This window comes from Methanoculleus sediminis (genome assembly GCF_001017125.1).
In the GTDB taxonomy this organism is placed as follows: Archaea; Halobacteriota; Methanomicrobia; order Methanomicrobiales; family Methanoculleaceae; genus Methanoculleus; species Methanoculleus sediminis.
This window is the reverse complement of sequence record NZ_JXOJ01000002.1, coordinates 256,562-273,701: the sequence shown is the minus strand read 5'-3', so window position 1 is coordinate 273,701 and position 17,140 is coordinate 256,562. Positions and strand designations below refer to the sequence as shown.

Below are 17,140 nucleotides of genomic sequence, written 5' to 3'. Positions count from 1 at the left end.
TTTTTTTGGTACTGGATGGTTCAAGAGTGAGGGGGCGGAGCGTGATGGCCTGCAGAACCTGCCGGGACGGCCCGTTGTCGAAGGTATGATGACGGGCGGAGGCGATACCTCTCACCTGGAGAACGTGCAGGCAACACGGAGGTGAACATCATGGCACACGCGTGGAATCCAAACGACTACGGGCGGCACTCCGCCGCCCAGCAGGCCTGGGCGCATGAACTGATTGCAAAGCTCGTGCTTGCCGGCGACGAGCGGGTGCTCGATCTCGGGTGCGGCGAGGGGAAGGTGACCGCGGAGATTGCCGCCTGCCTCCCCTCCGGCTCGGCGCTCGGCATCGATCTCTCCCGCGACATGATCGCCTTTGCCCGGGAACGCTTCCCACCGGAGCAGTACCCGAATCTCCGCCTCATTGAGGGGGACATGCTCGACCTGCCGTTCGATGAGGAGTTCGACATCGTCTTCTCGAACGCCGCCCTGCACTGGGTCGCCGACCACGGCAGGGTATTTCAGGGCATCGCCCGCGCCCTCCGGCCGGGGGGAAGGGTTCTCCTCCAGATGGGCGGGAGAGGCAACGCCGCGCCGATCATCGCGATCGCGGACGAGATGCTCGCGGAGGAGCCGTGGATGAGGCTCTTCGGCGGTCCGGCCCCCTGTTATGCCTTCTACGGCCCCGAGGAGGAGCGTGAACTGCTGGAAACGGCAGGGCTCACGCCCCTGCGGGTCGAGTTGATCGGAAAAGACATGGCGTTCGATCTGCCCGAAGGCCTCATGGGGTGGGTCCGGACCACCTGGCACCTTTACCTGGAGCCGCTGCCCGACGATCTCCGGCCGGTGTTCATCGAAGAAGTGGCGAACCGATACGTGGAGAGGTTCCCCTCGCCCGACGGTCGCGTCCACGTCCCCATGGTGCGCCTTGAGGTGGAGGCGGTCAAAGAGCCGGAGCCCTGACCCGGATTAGGGGGTGAGGGACGGTATTCTGATGGCTCCGCCTGCCTCTTGCGGGGCACGCGTCGCGACTCGAAGACCTTCGGTCTTCTCACGCTCCGGCTCTAACGAGCCATCGCGCACCAAAGATATATATCCGGCTGCATGGTATTCGGGCAGCATATGCGCATACGGGAGAAGACCCTGACGATTCTGCTCGTTCTGTCGCTCGTCGCGAACGTCTTCCTCCTGGCCGTCGCCCTCATGCCGGCGGACGACCCTTCCCCGGCGCTCTCCAAACCCGAGGACGCTGCAATTTCTCCGACCGCGACCGTCGCCCCTCCGCTCCCGGTGAAGGTGGTCGGGAACGGGAGTGCTGCCTCGATGCAGGTGCCGGTCATCCTCCAGAAGGTCGAGGTCGACCGGGGCGGCCCGTTACTCTATGAGGAGGTGACCGAAGAGGGGGCGATGGTGAACGTCTCGGTCGAGGTCGTTCCCGGAAAAGGAAGGGTGCTCGTCCAGACGACGCCCAGGATGGGGATAGTCTTTCAGGATGCCGCGAATCTTGCGGTCGTTGTCGCTGCCAACCAGTCCCGCGCGGATCTTACAGAGAACGATATCATCTTCAGCATCCAGGGGCCGGGGGATATCTCCGAGATCGACGGCCCCAGTGCGGGGGCGCTGATGGCCGCGCTGCTCCTCTCGGTGCTGGAGGACTTTGCGCTCAACGAGAGCGTGACCGTGACGGGGACTATCGATGAGGACGGGAGCATCGGCCCGGTCGGCGGGATCCTCGAGAAGGCCGAGGCCGCTCGCCGCGGCGGGAAGACACTTCTCATCCTCTCCGAGGAGAATAACCGGGTCTTCGATTACCGTGAGGAGACCCGATCGTTCGGCGGATGGCGGATCGCTCGGCAACGGCCGATCGTCGTGGATGCAAAAGAGTATATCGAGGAGAACCTCGGCATCCGGGTGAAATACGTAGATACCCTCGACGACCTGCTCGCCGATCTTCGTGCCCCCGCACCTGATCCGGCCGCCGGGGCATCCTGACTGAAGGGTATTTATTCTTCCCCGGGCCACGTACCCGGATAGTATGAGATCACGAAATCTGCTGATCGCCGGGGTTTTCGTGGTGGCCCTGGCCATTGTCGTGGCGGTTCTGCTGCCGGGACTCTCCTCGCCGCAGCCGCCCGGCCCCGACCCGACCCAGCCTCCGGCTCCGACCCCTACCCCGGTGCCCGTTCCCGGGAACGGCACTTACGTCAACACCACGTACGGGTATGCCGTCACCTGCCCGGAGGGGTGGTTCTACACCGAGTCCGGCGAGAGTGTCTGGTTCTCCTCGCCGGATAAGCACGAGGAGGTTCGCGTGAACACGAACCCGCTCTCGGGCCAGAGCGCCACCGACACGGAGAACGTTCTCGAAGCGCTGAACGCGACCTATGCGGAGGATCTTCGCACCGGGATCGATGCCGAATGGGTCTCGACGGAGAGGATCTCCCTTGACGGCGTCCCGGCATACCGATCGGAGTTCTCCGTCCCCATCGTCGATGAGGAGCGGTACACCTTCGTCATCCGTTACGCCGTCAGGGACGACGTCATCTACTCGGTCATGCATACGGTGTTCCCTCCCGGGTACGATGTTTACAACGCCGATGCGGCTCCGGCGGCAGAATCGTTCCGTTTCCTCTAACCTTTTTTGGCCGGACATTACTCCGGAAGCATTGAGAATGACAGCCCTGGCTGTAAATTCGGCATCACCAAAAAAAAGGTGGCGGGTAAATGGAGTTGTTGAGAGGTGATTTTTCGGCAGGACGTTTAGGGGTGTTTCCCCGTCACCTGTTTCTTCTCCAGCGTGAGATCGCGGGTGACCAGAGGGAGGATCGCTGGGAGAGAATATCGAAGTGCGATTCGATAGTCCGGTCGCTTATCAGGGCCTGTGGTGGTTGTCCTCTGTTCCTCTCATATGGAGGCGAATCTGCTGGAGTGGTGTCGTATGGTTCAATCCGTTTCGTCTGCAGCGGAGGCCCGCTGCGACGTACAATCGTACTGATCTCCCTGAATAAATCCATTGTGATACGGGATTTTGTTTTTTAAGGTGCTTTACCCCGATTGATTTTAAAAAAACGAGAGCATCCGGGTTATTTCACATCGCTCCGCCCGGGTGTCCTTACCCTCGCCTGAACATCCCGTCGAGTTTGCGCCTGTCGAACGCCACGACCGTCGGCCTCCCGTGCGGGCATGTCCAGGGGGTCTTTGTCCGGGCGAGTTGCATGATGAGGCGCTTCTGCTGCTCGGGCGTGAGGAGGGCGCCGGCCTTCACCGCCCCCCTGCAGGCGACGATGCAGGTGACCGCCTCGCGCCGGTCGGGGGCGGTCCGGGACTCGTCGGCGAGAAGGTCGGCGATCGCCTCCCGGACCGTCCCGGGATCCTCGACCGCGCCGAGGGCGGCCGGCACCGCACGGACGGCGAAGGTGTCCCGGCCGAACTCATCCACCACGAACCCTTCTTCCGCGAGAAGGGGGGTCGCGTCACGGAGTGCGGCGGACTCCTTCGGGGGGAGCGAGAGGACGACCGGCGTGATCAGCTCCTGCGACCCGGCCGCCTTATTGCGCTGCTCCGCGACCTGATCGTAGAGGATGCGCTCGTGGGCCGCGTGCTGGTCGACGAGGTAGAGGGTGCCGTCGGTCCCCTCCGCCACGATGTAGGTCGCGGCCACCTGCCCGATCGGCTCCATCGCCGGGAGGAGGTTCTCTCCGCCTTCCGTCTCCGTCCGGCGGAGTTGCCTGTCGGAGAGAGTGAGACTTCGGTGGTCGGCCGTGTAGGCCGCCCCGGGCTCGGCGACCGGCGGTGGGGACGGCACCGGTTCGATCCCCTCCGGGGAGATCTGCTGCTGCACCGGCTCGGCCGGGGTCTCGCGTGCGAGGTCGTGACCGGCGAGGGCTTCTTCCACTGCGGCGGCAATCGCCCCCGTGATCTCCCGCTCCCGGGAGAGGCGGACCTCCCGTTTGGTCGGGTGGACGTTGACGTCCACGAGACCGGTGTCGATCGAGAGTTCGAGGAACGCCACCGGGTAGCGGTCCTTCGGGAGGAGGGTGCCGTAGCCCTCCCGGACGGCGGCGGCGATCTGGCGGGAGGAGATGCTTCTGCCGTTGATACTGACGGATATCTGCGAGGGGTTCCCCCGGCTCTCCGACGGCCGGGAGATGTAGCCGCGGATGGCGAGGAACGGGAGCCGCCCTTCGACCGGGACGAGCGACCGTGCAAGGTCCGCGCCGTAGAGCCCCGCGATGGTGTTCAAGGCTCCTGCCGCCCGCTGGGTCGCCATCCGCTCTTTTCCGTTGTGCACCACCCGGAAGGCGACCTCGCCGTGCGCGAGGGCGAGACTCTCCACGACCGCGTAGACGTGGGCGAGCTCGGTGTTCCTGCTTTTGAGGAACTTCCGGCGGGCGGGGGTGTTGTAGAAGAGGCGTTCCACCGCGACCGTTGTCCCCTCCGGTGCTCCCACCTCGCTCTTCTCCACGATCTCGCCGCCCCGGACCACCAGCCGTGTCCCGGCGAGCGCTCCCCCTCCCCGGGGACGGGTGACCAGGGTCACTTCCGCGACGGCGGCGATGCTCGCGAGCGCCTCCCCCCGGAACCCGAGGGTCCGGATGGCCGAGAGGTCGGCGATATCCCGGATCTTGCTCGTCGCGTGGGGGGTGAACGCGAGGATCGCCTCCTCCGGATCCATCCCCTCCCCGTTGTCGGTCACCCGGATCTTCGTGATCCCCGTCATGTCCGAGGAGACATCGAGGAGGATGCTCGTCGACCCCGCGTCGATCGCGTTCTCCAGGAGTTCCTTCACCACCGATGCAGGCCGCTCCACGACCTCGCCGGCGGCGATCTGGTTCACGGTGTCGGGGTCGAGGACGCAGATCTTCGTCATCGCTCACTCCTCTCCCCGTTCGCAATCCTCTGGAGCCTGCAGAGGGTGGTTAACGCTTCGATAGGCGTCATCTCGTTCGGGTTCAGATCTTTGAGTTCCCTGACCGCCGGGTTCTCCTGAACGGCCCCCTCGCCGGGGTCGACGAGGAGCATCTGGGTGTAGCGGGGAGCCCGCGGACCCCCGGAGAACTCCCGCGCCGATGTCTCTTTCAGGATCTCCATCGCCCGCTCGGTCACCTTCTTCGGGATCCCGGCAAGGTGGGCGACGTGGACGCCGTAGCTCCGGTCGGTCGCACCGGGGATGATCTTACGGAGGAAGACGACGTCGGTTCCGGTATCCTTCACCGCGAAGTGGAAGTTTTTCACCCGCTTGAGGGTTCCCTCAAGGTCGATCAGGTCGTGGAAGTGGGTCGCAAAGAGCGTCCTCGGCCCGGCAACCGCTTTCCCGTGCAGGAACTCCACCACCGCCCGGGCAATCGAGCACCCGTCCAGCGTGCTCGTCCCCCGCCCGATCTCGTCGAGGATGACGAGACTCTGCGGGGTTGCGTTATTCAGGATGTTCGCGAGTTCCAGCATCTCGACCATGAACGTCGACTGCCCGGAGGCGAGGTCGTCGAACGCCCCCACCCGGGTGAAGACCCGGTCGACGATCCCGACGGTGGCGTGCCGGGCCGGAACGAAACTTCCCATCTGGGCCATGATGCAGCAGAGCGCCACCGCCCGCATGTAGGTGGACTTGCCCGCCATGTTCGCTCCGGTGATGATCATGATCTGGTCGCCGGCGGAGTCGAGCTCCGTGTCGTTCGGGACGAACGGCACCGGGAGGTGCCGCTCCACCACCGGGTGGCGGCCGTCGCGGACGACTACCCGGCCGCTCTCCTCGATCGCCGGGCGGGTGTAGCCGTAGCGGGCGGCGACCTCGGCGAGCGCCGCATAGACGTCGAGGAGCCCCACCGCCCGGGCGGTCGCCTGGAGGCCGGCGACCTCCGCCGCGAGCGTCCGGACGAGTTCGGCGTAAATCTCCGCTTCGAGGGCGCCGAGCCGTTCTTCGGCGGTCGCGATCATCGCCTCCTTCTCCCGGAGGTCGGGGATCGTGTAGCGCTCGCCGTTCGCGGTCGTCTGCCGCCGCTCGTACTCCGGCGGCACCAGGTGCAGGTTCGGTTTCGTCACCTCGATGTAGTAGCCGAAGACCCGGTTGTAGCCGACCTTGAGGGATTTTATTCCGGTTCTCTCCCGCTCCTGCTGCTGGAACTCCGCGATCCAGTCCTTCCCGGTCGTCGCGAGGTGCCGGAGTTCGTCGAGTTTCTCGTTGAACCCTTCCCGGATCATCCCGCCGGCCACCGCGCGTGCCGGGGGTTCGTCGACGATCGCCCGGCCGACGAGATCGACGACATGAGCGTGATCGCTCATCGCGGCGAGGGCCTCGCGGACCAGGGCCGGGGCATCGGCGGAGAAGAGCGCTTTTACGTCCGGTATCGTGCAGAGAGAGTCGCGGAGCGTCGCGAGATCCCTCGGCCCTGCGTTCCCGTAGGCGATCCTTCCCCCGATCCGCTCGATGTCGGCGAAGTCGCCGAGGGTCGCGCGAAGCGCCTGCCTCTCGAGCGCGTGGTCGAAGAACCACTCAACCGCGTCGAGCCGCTCCTCGATGGCGGTCTTCCCGAGCAGGGGGGCGATCAGGAACGACCGCATCGTCCGGCTCCCCATCGAGGTCTCCGTGGCGTCGAGCGCGGCAAGAAGGGTGTTTGCGTCGCCTTCGCCCCGTATGCCCGCCGTGATCTCCAGGTTCCGGAGGGTGATCGCGTCGAGCGCCATGTTCCCCGACGGAACCCGCGTCGAGAGCCCCGAGATGTGGGAGAGGGGCGACTGCTGCGTATCCTGGGCGTAGCGGAGCGCCGCACCTGCCGCGGCGACTGCTCCCGGCATTTCAGCGCACCCGTAGCCATCGAGCGTCGCCGTCCCGAAAGCCTCGCAGAGCCGCTCGCAGGCCGTGTCGGGATCGAAGGCATCGTCGCGGTAGCGGCTCACCGGCACCCCGAGGGCTTCGAGCCGGGCGGGGAGGCCGTCCGCGAGGCTTTCGGGGACGATCGCCTCCGTCGGACGGTACCTGACCACCTCCGAGACGATCTCGGCGTAGTCGCGCCCGGTGCTCCCCGAGGAGACGAAGAACTCACCGGTGGAGACGTCCAGGAACGCGAGGCCGAAGGTCTCCTTCCGATCGGGTGCGACCGCCATCAGGTAGTGGGCGCCGGCCGAGACGAGCATCGAGGAGTCAATAAGGGTTCCGGGGGTGATCACCCGGGTCACGTCCCGCTTGACCACGCCTTTTGCGGTCTTTGGGTCCTCCACCTGGTCGCAGATCACCACCTTGTAGCCCTTGTTCACCAGGCGGGCGATGTAGCCGTCGGCGGCGTGGTGGGGGACGCCCGCGAGCGGCATCCGGTCGCCGTTCTTGTCCCTGCCCCGGGCCGTCAGGGTGATGTCGAGTTCGCGGGCCACCACGCCGGCATCCTCGCCGAAGGTCTCGTAGAAGTCCCCCATCCGGAAGAAGAGGACGGCGTCGGGGTACCTGGCTTTCGCTGAATAGTACTGCCGCATTGCCGGGGTCGGTCCGTCGGTCATCGCTTCTCCTTATAGAATCCGCACGGGGCCACATAAGGGTACTGTCCCGAAAATCGGCCACAAAAGGCTCCGATTTACTGCACCACTCCGGCGGCCCCGGACAAATTAAATACGTCCGGAACGCGTACCAAAGACACGATACAGTATGTCGGCGACTATCGCAGAAAAGATATTTTCGCAACGGTGCGGGAGACCCGTCCGTGCGGGAGAGGTTGTGATGGCACCCGTGGATGCAGCGATGATCCACGACATCACCGGCCCGCTTGCGGTCAGGGTCTTTCGCGAGATGGGTGGAGAGCGCGTATTCGATCCCGAGCGGATCATTATGCTCTTCGACCACCAGGTACCCGCCGACTCGATACCCGCCGCCGAGAACCACGTCTTCATGCGGCAGTTTGCTGAAGAGCAGGGAATCCACAACTACGACCTCCTCGAGGGCGTCTGCCACCAGGTCGTGATGGAGAAGGGGCGGGCGGCGCCCGGCGAGATCATCGTCGGCACCGACTCCCACACCTGCACCTACGGTGCGGCGGGGGCGTTCGCGACCGGGATCGGTTCGACCGATATGGGTTTCGTCCTGAAGTTCGGGGCGCTCTACTTCCGGGTGCCCGAGAGCATCCTCCTTGAGGTCGAGGGTGCGTTCGGCAAAAGAGTCGGGGCAAAAGACCTCATCCTCTCCCTCGCCGGCGACATCGGCGCCGACGGGGCGACCTACATGGCGCTCGAGTTCACCGGCCGGGCGATGCGCGAGATGGGTATGGCGGGCCGGATGACCTGCGCGAATATGGCGATAGAGATGGGGGCGAAGGCGGGGATCGTGGCACCCGATGCGGCAACCTGGGACTACGTGACCGCCCGCCGCGAGATCGAGCCGTTCGACCTTGCGGGCGATGAGGACGCCGCATACGCGGAGCGCCGCCGCTACGACGTCACGGACCTCGCCCCGCAGGTCGCCGTCCCGCACAACGTCGACAACGTCGTGGACGTGAGCGATGTCGCGGGAACAAAGGTCGACCAGGTCTTCATCGGCTCCTGCACGAACGGCCGCTACGAGGACCTCTTCGAGGCGGCGGAGGTGATGGGGGACGCCGACCGGTTCGCGGACGGTGTAAGGGTGATCGTCATCCCGGCCTCGCGGACGGAGTATTTGAAGGCCCTCCGGGCAGGGCTGATCGAGCGGTTCGTCGAGGCGGGTGCGCTCGTCGAGGCTCCCTGCTGCGGCCCCTGCATGGGCGGGGCGTTCGGCCTCCTCGCATCGGGGGAGGTCTCGCTCTCGACGTCGAACCGGAACTTCCGGGGGAGGCAGGGGAGCACGCAGGCGTCGGTCTACCTATCCTCGCCGGCGACGGCGGCGGCGACCGCCCTCTACGGCGAGATCACCGACCCGAGGGAGGTGTGATCATGCGGGTCTGGAAGTTCGGCGACGATATCGATACGGATGCAATCATCCCCGGGCGGTTCCTCACCATCTATGACCCGGCGGAACTCGCGAAGCACGCGTTCGAGGGAACGAGGGACGAGTTCGCGAAGGAGGCGCGGGAGGGCGACGTCGTGGTCGGAGGCAGCAACTTCGGGTGCGGCTCCTCCCGCGAGCACGCGCCGCTCGCGCTCCTCGGCGCCGGGGTGAAGGTCGTTGTCGCGAAGTCGTTTGCGCGGATCTTCTACCGGAACGCCGTCAACACCGGGCTCCTGCCGCTGGTCTGTCCGGAGGCGGAGAGTATCCGGGACGGCGATGCCGTGGCGGTGAACCTCGCCGACGGCTACATCGAGGCGGGCGGGAGACGGCTCCCCATCGAGCCGGTGCCCGGGTTCATGAAGGAGATCGTCGATGCCGGCGGCCTGGTGGCCTACGCGAAGAACCTGGACGAGGTGAAGAGATGCAGCACCGAGTAGCCGCAATCGGCGGGGACGGGATCGGCCCCGAGATCGTTGCTGCGGGTAAAGAGGTCATCGATTCCGCGGGAGAGCGCTACGGGTTCGATATCGCGTGGACCGACTTCGATATCGGGGCCGACCGCTACCTCGCGACCGGCGAGCTCCTGACCGAGGAGGATATCGCCGAGCTCTCGAAGTTCAACGCGATCTACTTCGGCGCCATCGGCGACGACCGGGTGAAGCCCGGGATCCTCGAGAAGGGCATCCTGCTTGCCATCCGGTTCCACTTCGACCAGTTCGTCAACCTCCGGCCGATCAAACTCCTCGACGGGGTTGCGACGCCGCTCGCGAACAAGCGCCCCGAGGATATCGACTTCGTCGTCGTCCGGGAGAACACCGAGGATTTCTACGTCGGGATCGGCTCGCGGTTCGCCGGAAAACGCGAGAAAAAGACCCTCGATGTCGTCCGCGACATCTACAGCGTCAGGTTCGGCCTCGACGTCGAGACCGACGCCGAAGAGCTCGCCTACCAGATCGGCGTCGTCACGCGAGAGGGTGCCGAGCGGGCGATCCGCTACGCCTTCGACCTTGCCGAACGAAGGGAGAAGAAGGTCACGTCGGTCGACAAGGCGAACGTCCTCTCCGACGTCTACGGCCTCTGGCGGGACGTCTTCACCGACGTCGCCGCCGGCTACCCGGACGTTGCAACGGAGTTCAACTTCGTCGACGCCGTCACGATGTGGTTCGTCAAGAACCCCGAGTGGTTCGACGTCGTCGTCACCCCGAACATGTTCGGCGACATCATCACCGACCTTGGGGCCATGATCCAGGGCGGGCTCGGGCTCGCCCCCGGCGGAAACATCAACCCGAAGGGCACCTCGATGTTCGAGCCGATCCACGGCTCCGCGCCGAAGTACCGCGGCCAGGACGTCGCGAACCCGCTCGCCACCGTCTGGGCGGGCTCGATGCTCCTCGACCACCTCGGCGAGCACGAGGCGGCGGCGGCTGTTCTCGCGGCAATCGAGAGGAGCATCCTCGACGGCTACGTCACCCGGGATATGGGCGGCGCGAAGAAGACGAGCGAGGTCGGGCGGTACCTTGCCTCGCTCGTGAAGACGGTGTAGGGCCGCCGGCCTTTCGTCTCCTGTTTTTATTTGGCTTTGCTCAAGCCCTGCCTGCTTGCGCCAGACGTTTGCAACCCAGAGGAACTCTTGGGCACGACTTTCCACCGGGTTGCGCACTTGCGGTGCTCGTGCTCCGGATGTTGGTTGTGTCCATCGCATATCGCCATGACTGCCCCCGCCCTTTGGGGCGGGGAACGACTGCTGGAACAGCAGGAGTTTGAGCACCGAAGGTGCGGAGTGCGACACTCCGCCAGGAGTGGAGTTGAAGCACCGTCAGGTGCGATTGAGGAGCGCGAAGCGCGGGTGGGGTGGGGTTGATGGGATGTGCGGATTGTAGTGAGGTGGAGACAGGGGAGGGGGAGACCCCCTCCCCACCTGACGGTGGTCGAGCTCCGGGCGTTCCGCCCATCGCACTCCCCGTCAGCCCCACCCCCAGTGGCGATAGCCACCACGGTTCACTGCATGGGAACACGCTCGAAGAAAAAACTGATTCCAGGGACAAGCCTATTCTAGTATCAATTTCGCCAAGGTAGGGAGGATGACCCGAAAACGGTTTCAACAAAGAAAGCCATTTCCCTCAAGGTACTGTCTTTTATATCCCCGCACCGCCATGATCTTGTAGAACGATGCCGGAAGAGCAGCAGACACCGTGCGAGAACCCCCTCTGGCCCTGTGCGATGACCGGGGCGGTCGCCTGTCTCTCGGGATTCGAGGACGTCGCCGTCGTCGTCCACGGTTCGAGCGGGTGCTACTTCTACCCCGCATCGCTCGTCGGGGTTCCCATCCACGGGACGTTCCTCGTCGAGAACGAGATCATCTTCGGGACGGAGTCCCGCCTCGCGGAAGTGATCCGGGAACTCGCCGGCCGCTACGCCCGGATAGCCGTGGTCAACACCTGCGTCCCCGCGATCATGGGTGAGGATATCGGCGACCTTGCCGATGAGGGGCAGGTCCTCGTCGTCGACAGCCCCGGCTTCCTCGGCGACCTCGAGGCCGGCTACCGCCGTGCTCTCGATACGATCGCGCCGGAGGTCGACCCCGACGTTCTCGGCGTCAACATCGACGGCATCTGCCGCACCGACCCCTTCTGCCGGGGAAACGCCCTCGAGGCGCGGCGCCTGCTCGGCCTTGCAGGCGTCGGTGTCGCTACCACCTTCTGCCTCGACCGCTACGCCGCGACCCGCCGGGCGGCGCCGTTCACCGTCGGGACGGACCCGGATCTCGCGAGCGGCGTCGGAACCTCTTGCGGTTCGCTCCTTGGCCTCGATGCGGTCGGTGAGGCGTTCGAGCGGCTTGGCGCAGAGATCGACGGTGCTGATATCCGCCCGGTCATGGACGAAGTCGCATGGGCCGATGCCCGGATCCGAAAAGCCTGCGAGAAGTACCTCAGGAGGTTCGACCCTCCCCGCGTGGCGATTGCCGGCGGCGCCGCGTATGCCTCGTTTGCCGCCGACCTCCTCGACCGGTATCTCGGTGCCGAGATCGCCTGCGTCGCCGCCCGGAACAGTCCCGGTACATCCGGTGGCGGTATTATCCATACGACCGACTTCTCGGTCATCCGGGAGACGATCCGTGGCGCCGAACCCGACCTGATCCTCGGCTCCACCTACGAGGCGGCGATCGCTCCCGGCGCCGCGTTCGTCGGGCTGACGCCGCCTCTCCGGGACAGGGTCGCTCTCTCCTCCCACGCGATCGCCGGGGTGGAAGGGGCGCTCCGGCTGATGGAAGAGGTGCTCAACGCCTGCATCAACCGGAACCGGCGCCCCGGGGGAGAGGGTGCGGAATTCTTCTAGCAAAGCGTCAATTCTCCCGGTGCCGGCACATCCGTCCGGGGACCGGGCAAAACGCGGCCATCCGTTCTTGCCCTCCCGGCGAGCGGCCGTACCTGCCATAGATATTTATGAACCGGCGGATACCGGGGAGCCGGCTCGTCCGCTGGGCGGGCCGGTACGAGAGGGAGGTTATGGTATGACGCACCACGGTGGATACGGCGCCCACGATATGCTTCTCGCGAGGATGTACGATCTCCTCGACGAGGACGAGATGCGGCAGTTGATGGTACGGATGATCGAGTCTCGCATCCGGACGAAGGAACAGCATATCGAATTGATGCAGTACAAGATCGAGACCTACAAGATGGCGCGGGACATGCTTCAGGCGAGCATCAAGAAGACGTGAGCGCCGGGTCCGGAAATGTTCCCCGTCAGGGGATTGTCTCCTCTTTTTTACCCATCACGACGAATCTACCGGCATGGACCTGACGATCAGGGGATACGTTGATACGGATTTTCCGGCGGTCTGTGCCCTCGAGAGGGAGAACAGCCCGCAGGGCTGCAAGCCCGAGGTCTTCATCCGGCAGGCCGGCGTCCTCTTTGGCGATACGTTTCTGGTTGCGGAACATGACGGGAAGGTGGCCGGCTACACCATCGGGGCCCTCGTCCAGCACCGGCAGGCAACGGGATGGATCGTCCGGCTGGTGGTGGCGGAACGGTACCGGCGCAGGGGGTTCGGGGAGAACCTCGTCGCCGCCGTCTTCGCCGCCCTCCGGGAGCGGGGAGCGGACGAGGTCTACCTCTCGGTCGCGCCGGAAAACCATGCCGCCCGCGCGCTCTACGAGAGGCATGGTTTTCGGGAGACGGACTTCTGCCCGGCCTACTTTGGCGAGGGAGGCGATCGCTGTATCCTCCGAAGAGGCCTCACCGGCAAGATTTAATCTGTTCCGATTGAGATCAGTGCGATATCATGTCCCTCACCACCTTCCGCCTAGGGGAATCGTTCAAACCGGTGCCGCAGTTCCGGTTGTACCTCTACGCGTCCCTGATCCTGGCCGTCGTCGCCTTCGTCCTGCCATGGCTCGCTCCCATCGTCGTTTTCAGCCCGCTGCCCGTCGCTCTCGCCATTGCCGTGCCGGTGCTCGCCATCGTCGTCTTCGTCGCCTACTGGATCCCGCTCTACCACGAGAGCATCGTCTACCGTCTCACCGTCACCGAAGTGACCTGGCAGCGCGGGGTCTGGTTCCGGCAGACGGGGATCGTCCCCTACAACCGGATCACGAACGTCGATATCGCCCAGGGGCCCCTGATGCGGTTCTTCTCCTTCTCGGCGGTCAGGGTGCAGACCGCCGGCTACTCGGCGCAGGCCCGGGCGGAGATCATCCTCAACGGGATAGCGGACCCGAAGGATCTTCAGGAGACGATCATGAACTTCGTGCGGACTACCAGGCCGGTCGCCGCGACCGGCGGCGAGCCGGCAGAGGGGCCGGCAGCCGATGCGGTGGTGGAGGAACTGCGGGCGATCCGGCGGCTGCTCGAGGCCCGGCAGGATCGATAGACACCTTTTTACGATGCAGGGAGGTGGGGGAGGCCTATCTCCCACCGATCGTCTCCCGCTTGATGACCAGGACCGGCTGGCGGGCGTTCTTGATCACGTACTCCGAGACTGTCCCGAGCAGGCGGTCGCGGATGTTCGACCGGCCGTGGGAGCCGATGACGATGAGGGAGGCTCCTTCCGCATCGGCCGCGGTCACGATCTCCTTTCCCGGGATGCCGACGGGCGTCCGGACGGTCACCTTCACGCCTCGCTTCTCGAGCGCCCGGCGGGTGTCGATGATCCGGTGCTGGATCTCTTCCCGCAGTTCCTTCTGGGCCTCGGTCTCCCGGTCGGGCACGGTCCCGAGGAACCCCTGCCCGCCCGAAGCGATCAGCGTGATCTCCTTTGAGTCGATGACGTGGACGAGAACCACCTCCCGGGTTCCCGCCTCGTGCAGCACGGGGATGTAGTCCAGCACCTTCATGGAAGGCGCTGAAAAGTCCGTTGGAAACAGGATGCGTTCGAACATACTCAGGCACTCTCTCCGATGAGACCTTTTCTGCAGAGGAGGTATAAAAGAGATTGTGCGGGCGCCGGAGGACGAGGTGGGTACGGGGCTGCCTGCCGCCTGCGGGCCCCGTCCCCTCACCCCCGCCGCTTCTCCCGGATCAGCACCCGCCACCGGTGCAGCATCCGTCCAAGACCGGCGGTCCCGACGGGCGCCGGATACGGGAGCGGGATCGCCGCCCCGTCCGGGTCGACGGAAAGATCGAGGGCTTCGGCGCACTCGGTGCAGATCGCCTCCGCACCCGGGTCGCCCCTGAGCATGGGGTGGGGGGACTGGAAATGCACGCGGCTCCCGGCGATATCGTCGAACCGCCCGAGCATCTCTGCCTGGTGGGCCCGTTCCTCCTCGACGGCGATCGATGCATCGATCCCACAGATCCGGCCGACCTCTTCGAGGAACCGGCACGTTCCGGCAAGACCCACCGGGAACGAGTCGACGTACGGCGTGCCGAGCCTCTGTTCGAGGTCTTCACCGACCGGCCGGAGCGCCGGTTCCCGGAGGATATTCACGGCGGCCGAGCCGAGCCGTCCGATATCCAGTGTACCGAGCCCCCGCACGAACCGGAGGTTGACCGGTATGCCGAGCCGGGAAAGAAGGCGCTCGATCTCGGCTGCGTTCTCGTCGACGCCGTACTCCAGGTTCTTCTCGCCGATCAGGTTTGCCGACAGGGTTTTTGCGTCCGCAGGACCGGCAAGCGATGCGACGGAGGAGAGGGCGTTTTTCACCCCCGTCTCGAAGACCCCCCCGAGGAACCCGGCGGTCGGCACGGGGATCACCGGGACGCCCCGGCTTTTCGCGCAGATCGCCGCGACGTCGTCTCCTATCGTCTCGACGATGCAGGTTGAGAGGACGAAGACGGAGGCGGGCGAGAGGGAGAGCGCCTGCGCGATAGTCTCCTCCAGCGCGTCTTCGCCCCCGAAGATGATCCCGTTCTCCGTTAAGCGGGTGGAGAGAAGGCGGGGGACCTCGAGCCGGTCGTTTGCAAGGTGGGTGGCGTGCAGGAGAGAGAAATTGTGGTGCGTGCATCCCGCCGGGCCGTGGATGACGGAGACGGCGTCCCGTACCTCCGTGAGTACCGAGAGCGCTCCGGTCAGGGTACACCCCTCAAACCTGGACGAATTCGAGGGCGAAGGATTCGAGTTCATCCATCTCGAGGGGTGTGGGGATGCTCGTCGTCTCGTTTCCGTAGACCGTGCGTGCGAGTTCCTGGTAGACCGCCGCCTGGTCGGACTCGGGGGCGTACTCGACGACCGTCTGTTTCTGCAGTTCCGCGACCTGGACGACCCTCGAGCGGGGGATGTAGGCGATGAGCCGGGAGTTGATCCGGCGGGCGAACTCCTCCACGAGTTCCCGCTCGCCCTCGATGTTCTTTGCATTGCAGATCACGCCCCCGAGCGTGCACCTGCTCCGCACCCGGCGCGAGAGGCGGGCGATGGCTTTTGCGATGTTGTTTGCCGCGTAGATGGACATCAACTCGCCGGAGGTGACCAGGTAGATCTCCTGGGCGTACCCCTCCCGCATCGGCATCGCAAACCCGCCGCAGACGACGTCGCCGAGGACGTCGTAGACGATCACGTCGCCTTTGAGGGCGTCCAGGCGTTCGAGGAGCTGGAACGTCGCGATGATCCCCCGGCCGGCGCACCCGATCCCGGGCTCGGGCCCTCCGGCCTCCACGCAGCGCACGCCGCGAAAGCCCCGGTAGACCACGTCGTCGGCGGTGATGCTCTCGTCTCCGCGCTCCCGGATGAGGTCGAGGACCGTCGGGATCCAGGTCCCGTGCATCAGCATGCGGGTGCTGTCGTGCTTCGGATCGCACCCGATCTGCAGGATATCGAGCCCTTCTCCCGCGAGTGCCGCCGAAAGGTTTGCTGCAGTGGTGGATTTCCCGATTCCCCCCTTCCCGTAGAGGGCGATCTGTTTCATTGCATCTACTATGCGCTTGCATGGGTAATTAGGTGTCGGGTGCCGTTCATGTCATGGAACTATATATCCTTTGTTGTAGTTCGATCCTCATCTCTGGAAGGTTCTTCAAACAAAGTATTTCTTTATCTGCGTCTTTTTGATATTCTGACATTTATAATTTAATTTTTAAAATTAGAAAAGTATATAATGAACAGTTTGAAACTCTTGTCAAGCAGAGGGAAAACCATGGACCCACGATTCCGATCAAGATTGGTTGCGGCGATCATTCTCATTTTCGTCGTTTGTTCGGTCTTCTCAGTGAGCCCGGTTGCTGGTTTCCGTCTGGAGAACAGGGATGGGAGCGGCACCGAAGCAGCACTTGCGGAGGCCCTGGTGCTGCAGCAGAGCACCAAGATCAGAGAAAAATTTATGGAGAATCTCACCGTCTACATCGACAGCAGGAGCGAAGTGTTCAGGCGGGAGGGTGTGTCCGGGGACGTGAGCGGAGTCTACGTCCCCGAGGAGAACGCCGTCTACATCCGGTCGGACAGGGATCCGGCGCGAGCCGACGAGGTCTTTGTCCAGCAGGTGGGCTACCGCGTCTACCACACGATGGAATTAGGGGAGAGCAAGGCGTTTGCGGCGCTTGCTGAAAACCCGGGCACCTACCTGGCCCGGATCACCCCTCCCGCCGGTGAGGAGAGGGAAGCGGCGATCTTCGCCGAGGCCTTCATGCTCTACCACACCTCCCCGGCAGTCCTGAAGAAGTACGCCCCGGAGGTTCACACCTACATGGACCTGCTCGTCAAGAACGGCGGTGACCGGGCGGCGGTGGACGACCTGTACCTGAACTACCGGCCGGAGTAACCGGCTGGTTCTTTTTTTTGCA

General features: G+C 64.8%; 16 protein-coding genes. 11 read left to right on the top strand and 5 right to left on the bottom strand.

All coding sequences use genetic code 11. From position 1 onward, the window contains the following. Window positions 1-150: 150 nt before the first annotated feature. The 3 genes from SZ63_RS04150 to SZ63_RS04140 all read left to right on the top strand — a co-directional run bounded on the left by SZ63_RS04150 (window position 151) and on the right by SZ63_RS04140 (window position 2,620). Complete coding sequence (locus SZ63_RS04150) at window positions 151-948, top strand: methyltransferase domain-containing protein (protein WP_048181641.1); 798 nt, start codon at window positions 151-153, stop codon at window positions 946-948. 159 nt (window positions 949-1,107) lie between these two features. Further along, window positions 1,108-1,977 (top strand): S16 family serine protease, encoded by an 870-nt coding sequence (locus SZ63_RS04145; protein ID WP_048183576.1) that lies wholly within the window; start codon window positions 1,108-1,110, stop codon window positions 1,975-1,977. 43 nt (window positions 1,978-2,020) lie between these two features. Beyond that, complete coding sequence (locus SZ63_RS04140; RefSeq protein ID WP_048181639.1) at window positions 2,021-2,620, top strand: PsbP-related protein; 600 nt, start codon at window positions 2,021-2,023, stop codon at window positions 2,618-2,620. A 477-nt stretch (window positions 2,621-3,097) separates the two neighbouring features. On the opposite strand, the gene mutL is transcribed toward SZ63_RS04140, so the two are convergent. Beyond that, window positions 3,098-4,855, bottom strand: coding sequence for a DNA mismatch repair endonuclease MutL (mutL, locus tag SZ63_RS04135; protein ID WP_048181636.1), 1,758 nt, complete (start codon window positions 4,853-4,855; stop codon window positions 3,098-3,100). Next, on the bottom strand, window positions 4,852-7,473 hold the full coding sequence (mutS, locus tag SZ63_RS04130) for a DNA mismatch repair protein MutS (RefSeq protein ID WP_048181633.1): 2,622 nt from the start codon (window positions 7,471-7,473) through the stop codon (window positions 4,852-4,854). The genes mutL and mutS overlap by 4 nt, the downstream gene beginning before the upstream one ends. 145 nt (window positions 7,474-7,618) lie before the next feature. Between mutS and SZ63_RS04125 the strand changes: the two genes are divergently transcribed. From SZ63_RS04125 to SZ63_RS04095, 7 genes are all read left to right on the top strand, one after another. Next, window positions 7,619-8,872: a 3-isopropylmalate dehydratase large subunit gene (locus tag SZ63_RS04125; protein ID WP_048181630.1), complete on the top strand. Its 1,254-nt coding sequence runs from the start codon at window positions 7,619-7,621 to the stop codon at window positions 8,870-8,872. Window positions 8,873-8,874: 2 nt separating this feature from the next. After that, complete coding sequence (locus SZ63_RS04120; RefSeq protein WP_048181627.1) at window positions 8,875-9,366, top strand: 3-isopropylmalate dehydratase small subunit; 492 nt, start codon at window positions 8,875-8,877, stop codon at window positions 9,364-9,366. Next, complete coding sequence (locus SZ63_RS04115; protein ID WP_048181625.1) at window positions 9,351-10,472, top strand: isocitrate/isopropylmalate dehydrogenase family protein; 1,122 nt, start codon at window positions 9,351-9,353, stop codon at window positions 10,470-10,472. Before SZ63_RS04120 ends, SZ63_RS04115 begins: the two co-directional genes overlap by 16 nt. Window positions 10,473-11,098: 626 nt before the next feature. Beyond that, entirely contained in the window at window positions 11,099-12,265 is a 1,167-nt protein-coding gene (locus tag SZ63_RS04110; protein ID WP_048181622.1) for a nitrogenase component 1, read from the top strand. Between the two features lie 175 nt (window positions 12,266-12,440). Continuing rightward, window positions 12,441-12,650 carry a hypothetical protein gene (locus SZ63_RS04105; protein WP_048181619.1) on the top strand — a complete coding sequence of 70 codons (210 nt, stop codon included), beginning with the start codon at window positions 12,441-12,443 and terminating at the stop codon, window positions 12,648-12,650. Between the two features lie 73 nt (window positions 12,651-12,723). After that, window positions 12,724-13,185 (top strand): GNAT family N-acetyltransferase, encoded by a 462-nt coding sequence (locus tag SZ63_RS04100; protein ID WP_048181617.1) that lies wholly within the window; start codon window positions 12,724-12,726, stop codon window positions 13,183-13,185. Between the two features lie 29 nt (window positions 13,186-13,214). Then, window positions 13,215-13,802: a PH domain-containing protein gene (locus SZ63_RS04095; RefSeq protein WP_048181614.1), complete on the top strand. Its 588-nt coding sequence runs from the start codon at window positions 13,215-13,217 to the stop codon at window positions 13,800-13,802. 34 nt (window positions 13,803-13,836) lie between these two features. Here the strand turns inward: SZ63_RS04095 and SZ63_RS04090 are convergent, their stop codons facing one another. From SZ63_RS04090 to cfbC, 3 genes are all read right to left on the bottom strand, one after another. Next, entirely contained in the window at window positions 13,837-14,310 is a 474-nt protein-coding gene (locus SZ63_RS04090) for a universal stress protein (RefSeq protein WP_048181611.1), read from the bottom strand. A 116-nt stretch (window positions 14,311-14,426) separates the two neighbouring features. Further along, the gene (locus SZ63_RS04085; RefSeq protein ID WP_048181608.1) at window positions 14,427-15,494 is read right to left on the bottom strand and encodes a nitrogenase component 1; all 1,068 of its coding nucleotides are present in this window, start codon (window positions 15,492-15,494) and stop codon (window positions 14,427-14,429) included. Continuing rightward, window positions 15,454-16,272: a Ni-sirohydrochlorin a,c-diamide reductive cyclase ATP-dependent reductase subunit gene (cfbC, locus tag SZ63_RS04080; RefSeq protein ID WP_048181605.1), complete on the bottom strand. Its 819-nt coding sequence runs from the start codon at window positions 16,270-16,272 to the stop codon at window positions 15,454-15,456. Before cfbC ends, SZ63_RS04085 begins: the two co-directional genes overlap by 41 nt. A gap of 297 nt (window positions 16,273-16,569) precedes the next feature. Between cfbC and SZ63_RS04075 the strand changes: the two genes are divergently transcribed. Next, entirely contained in the window at window positions 16,570-17,118 is a 549-nt protein-coding gene (locus SZ63_RS04075; RefSeq protein ID WP_241481236.1) for a hypothetical protein, read from the top strand. The last annotated feature ends 22 nt before the right edge of the window (window positions 17,119-17,140 follow it).